This window comes from Myxococcota bacterium (assembly GCA_035498015.1).
In the GTDB taxonomy this organism is placed as follows: Bacteria; Myxococcota_A; UBA9160; order SZUA-336; family SZUA-336; genus VGRW01.
In genome coordinates this window covers 1-3,083 of record DATKAO010000142.1, presented here as the reverse complement: position 1 = coordinate 3,083, position 3,083 = coordinate 1, and the positions used below count along the sequence as shown (strand labels likewise).

4 protein-coding genes and 1 tRNA gene are annotated in these 3,083 nt (G+C 73.5%); 2 read left to right on the top strand and 3 right to left on the bottom strand.

The features are described 5' to 3' along the window. Together VMR86_13030 and VMR86_13025 are read right to left on the bottom strand one after the other, a co-directional pair. Window positions 1-1,096: DUF1015 domain-containing protein (locus VMR86_13030; GenBank protein HTO07967.1), on the bottom strand; the 1,096-nt coding region annotated here is incomplete at its 3' end. A gap of 27 nt (window positions 1,097-1,123) precedes the next feature. Further along, window positions 1,124-1,549 (bottom strand): DUF6010 family protein, encoded by a 426-nt coding sequence (locus tag VMR86_13025; GenBank protein HTO07966.1) that lies wholly within the window; start codon window positions 1,547-1,549, stop codon window positions 1,124-1,126. Between the two features lie 96 nt (window positions 1,550-1,645). On the opposite strand from VMR86_13025, the gene VMR86_13020 reads away from it, so the two are divergent. Together VMR86_13020 and VMR86_13015 are read left to right on the top strand one after the other, a co-directional pair. Further along, on the top strand, window positions 1,646-2,578 hold the full coding sequence (locus VMR86_13020) for a helix-turn-helix domain-containing protein (protein HTO07965.1): 933 nt from the start codon (window positions 1,646-1,648) through the stop codon (window positions 2,576-2,578). A 37-nt stretch (window positions 2,579-2,615) separates the two neighbouring features. Beyond that, window positions 2,616-2,909: a hypothetical protein gene (locus tag VMR86_13015; GenBank protein ID HTO07964.1), complete on the top strand. Its 294-nt coding sequence runs from the start codon at window positions 2,616-2,618 to the stop codon at window positions 2,907-2,909. A gap of 40 nt (window positions 2,910-2,949) precedes the next feature. Here the strand turns inward: VMR86_13015 and VMR86_13010 are convergent. Continuing rightward, window positions 2,950-3,025: transfer RNA gene (locus VMR86_13010), tRNA-Asn, on the bottom strand. Window positions 3,026-3,083 lie beyond the last annotated feature (58 nt).

The following is a 3,083-nucleotide window of genomic DNA, read 5'->3' as shown; positions in this document are numbered from 1 at the left end:
CGGGCGCGCCGGCCAGCCGCTCCAGCGTCTGGTCGCCGTGGATGTAGTCGACGCGCGCGGCCGGATGCGCGGCCAGCCAGCGGTCGAGCGCGGCCTGGAACACGGCCAGCGCGAGCGAGTCGCGCGGCCCGCGCAGCAGCGCCTCGCCCGAGCGCCCCGCTGCCACCCAGCTCAGCCGGTGAGTCACCGGACCGCCCTCGCTCAGGGCTGCGAGCTCCGCGGCCAGTGACTCGGCGCGCGCGCCGAACACCAGCCGGTGGATCGGCTCGAAGCGCAGGCCCGGATCGTGGATGTTCACGAGCTCCACCAGCGCCAAGCGCGCCAGATCGGTGGCGCGCGCGGCCGGGTCGAGCGTGCGCTTGCGCTCCTCCCACACCTGCTTCGCGGCCGCCAGCGAGTGATTCCCGTCGCCCACGGCGTACAGGAACGGGTCCTGGCCGCGCGCCAGCGCAGCCAGCGCGCGCGCGACGTTCGCGATCTCGCCCGGATCGGCGACGCCGAAGCCGCGCACGCGGCCCGACGCCGGCTCGAGCGCCGTGTCGTAGAGCGGCGCGCGGCCGCGCGCGCGCGCGGCCAGCGGCTCGATCACCGTGCGCTCCGGGTCGTCGATCAGCACCAGCACGTGCGGGAGCTCGAGCGCCGCGTTGCGGCGCACGCGCATCCGCGGCGGCAATCTCTCCTCGACCGTCGCCTCGGTGGCGCGCACGAGCGCGCGCGCACCCCGCCGCCAGTCGTAGCGCTCGAGGTCCAGCGCTACCAAAAGCCCGAGCCGCGAAGCCACGTGCGGTGTGGCCCGGTCGACCAGCACGAAGCCGCGCAGCGCGGGGGCGAACACGCCGCGCGCGAGATACTCGCGCATGCTGGCCTGGATGGCACTGACACGCGCGTCCTCGTCCGACGCGCCGAGCCAGACCTCGGGCAGGATCAGGCGCAGGGTCGAGGGCGCCGCGCCGACGCTCTCCTCACGCGCCTTCCAGTACTCGGGCTCGGAGGTGTACTGGTCGCACGCGACCACGGCCCAGCGCGCGAGGTCGACCCCGCGCGCCGGCAACAGGACCTCGGGCACGGCCAGTCCGACGGCCGCCAGCTCTTCCATCGGCGGCGCAGGGTAGCACGCGAAAGGTCACTGCACGCGCGCCGACTCCGCGCGTCTCTGACTCACCAGCGACGGCGCGCCGGCCAGGAACCAGAGCGCGATCGTGGCGTCGAACACCAGGCACCCGAACGACGACGTGGGCATGAACGGCCAGATCGGATTCCCGTACAGGTGGTGCAGCACGTCCCAGCCCGCGTGCATGAGCCAGCCGATCGCGATCCAGCGGTACGAGCCCAGCGCCAGGTAGCCGACGGCGGCGCCCGCCGCGGCGTACGCGAGCTCGAAGACGCCGAAGCCCCCGCTCATGTACACGCCGCTCGCGCCCGCGACGAGCACGGCGTTCAGGCTGCGGCGGGCGGGCTCGCACACGAACGACATGGCCAGCACGAACACCACGCCGGCGAGGGCCGGGGCGATCGCGTCGACAAGCTGGAGCGGTGGGGGCGTGTGCATCGGCGGTCTCCTCTGGCCGGATGCTACGGCCCGGGGCACAATCGACCAGTGGCTCAAAAGACAATCAACGCAGGAATCTCGCCACGCGCCCGGAGGGTGGCGGTGCTGGCCTTCGACGGCGTGGTGCTGGGGGACCTGGGCCCGCCGCTCGAGATCTTCGCGCGCGTGCGCGACCGCGGCGGGCGCGCCTGCTACGACGTGCGCGTGTGCAGCGCGGCCCCGAGCGTGCGCACCGAGCACGTGACGCTGCACGTGCCCTGGCGGCTCTCGATCTTGCAGCGCGCGCACACGGTGATCGTGCCGGGCGTGGAGGACGTCGCGAGCGAGATCCCGAAGTCAGTCACGCGCGCACTCGGGCGCGCGCTGGCGCGCGGCGCGCGCGTGGCCTCGATCTGCAGCGGCGCCTTCGTGCTGGCCGCGACCGGCGCGCTCGACGGCCTGCGCGCCACGACTCACTGGGCGACCGCGGCCGAGCTCGCGCGCCGCCACCCGAAGATCGAGGTCGACCCGAGCGTGCTCTACGTGGACAACGGCCGGATCCTGACCTCCGCCGGCGCGGCCGCCGGCCTCGACCTGTGCATCCACCTGATCCGCCGCGACTTCGGCGCTGCGGTCGCCGCCGAGGCCGCGCGCGCCGCGGTCATGCCGCTCGAGCGCGCCGGCGGCCAGTCACAGTTCATCGCCCACGAGTCACCCGCCGACGACGGCGGCTCGGTCGCGCCGCTGCTCGCCTGGCTCGAGCAGAATCTCGGCCAGGACCTGTCGCTCCCGGTCATGGCGCGCCGCGCCGGCATGAGCACGCGCACGCTCTCGCGCCGCTTTCGCGAGCAGGTCGGCGCCACGCCGGCCGCGTGGGTCGCGCGCGCGCGCGTGCGCCGCGCACAGCGCCTGCTCGAGACCACCCAGCTCTCGATGGAACGCCTGGCCGGCGAGGCCGGCTTCGCGTCGGCCGCCGTGCTGCGCGAGCACTTCGGCGCCGTCGTCGGCACGAGCCCGCTCGCGTACCGGAGATCGTTCGGAATCGCGTGACTCCGTGATAGCCTGTCGGGAACAGAGAGGTGACTGCATGAGGATTCACACATGGTTCGCCGTCGCCGGCCTGCTCGCGCTGTGCGCGTGCGCCTCGGCTCCCGAGGCGACGCACGTGCAGCCCTTCGGCGACAAATACATCGTGAACTATCAGTCGATGTTCGGCGCGGGAACGGCGCTCGAGGCGTCGGTCAAGGACGCGAATCAGTTCTGCGACGCGAAGGGCCTGCGCATGATGCCGCTCTCACACGACCGCGGCGTCCTGGTCTTCCGCTGCGTCAGCGCGGACCAGATCGGCAAGTCGCCCGACGTGTCGGCCGGGCCGCGCTGAGCCCGCCTGGTCCTCTACCCGGTGGGGGCACCAGGGCCGATGGCTCCCCGGGACGGGCTCGAACCGCCGACCTAGTGGTTAACAGCCACCCGCTCTACCGACTGAGCTACCGGGGAATGGGCGCCCAGTCTACGGATCCGCGGCGGGCGATCAAGAGCGTGCCCGTGCGATGCT

Excerpts from the sequence above, each read along its gene's own strand:
- VMR86_13025 (HTO07966.1), bottom strand. The coding sequence starts at position 1,549 with ATGCACACGCCCCCACCGCTCCAGCTTGTCGACGCGATCGCCCCGGCC.
- VMR86_13015 (HTO07964.1), top strand. The coding sequence starts at position 2,616 with ATGAGGATTCACACATGGTTCGCCGTCGCCGGCCTGCTCGCGCTGTGC.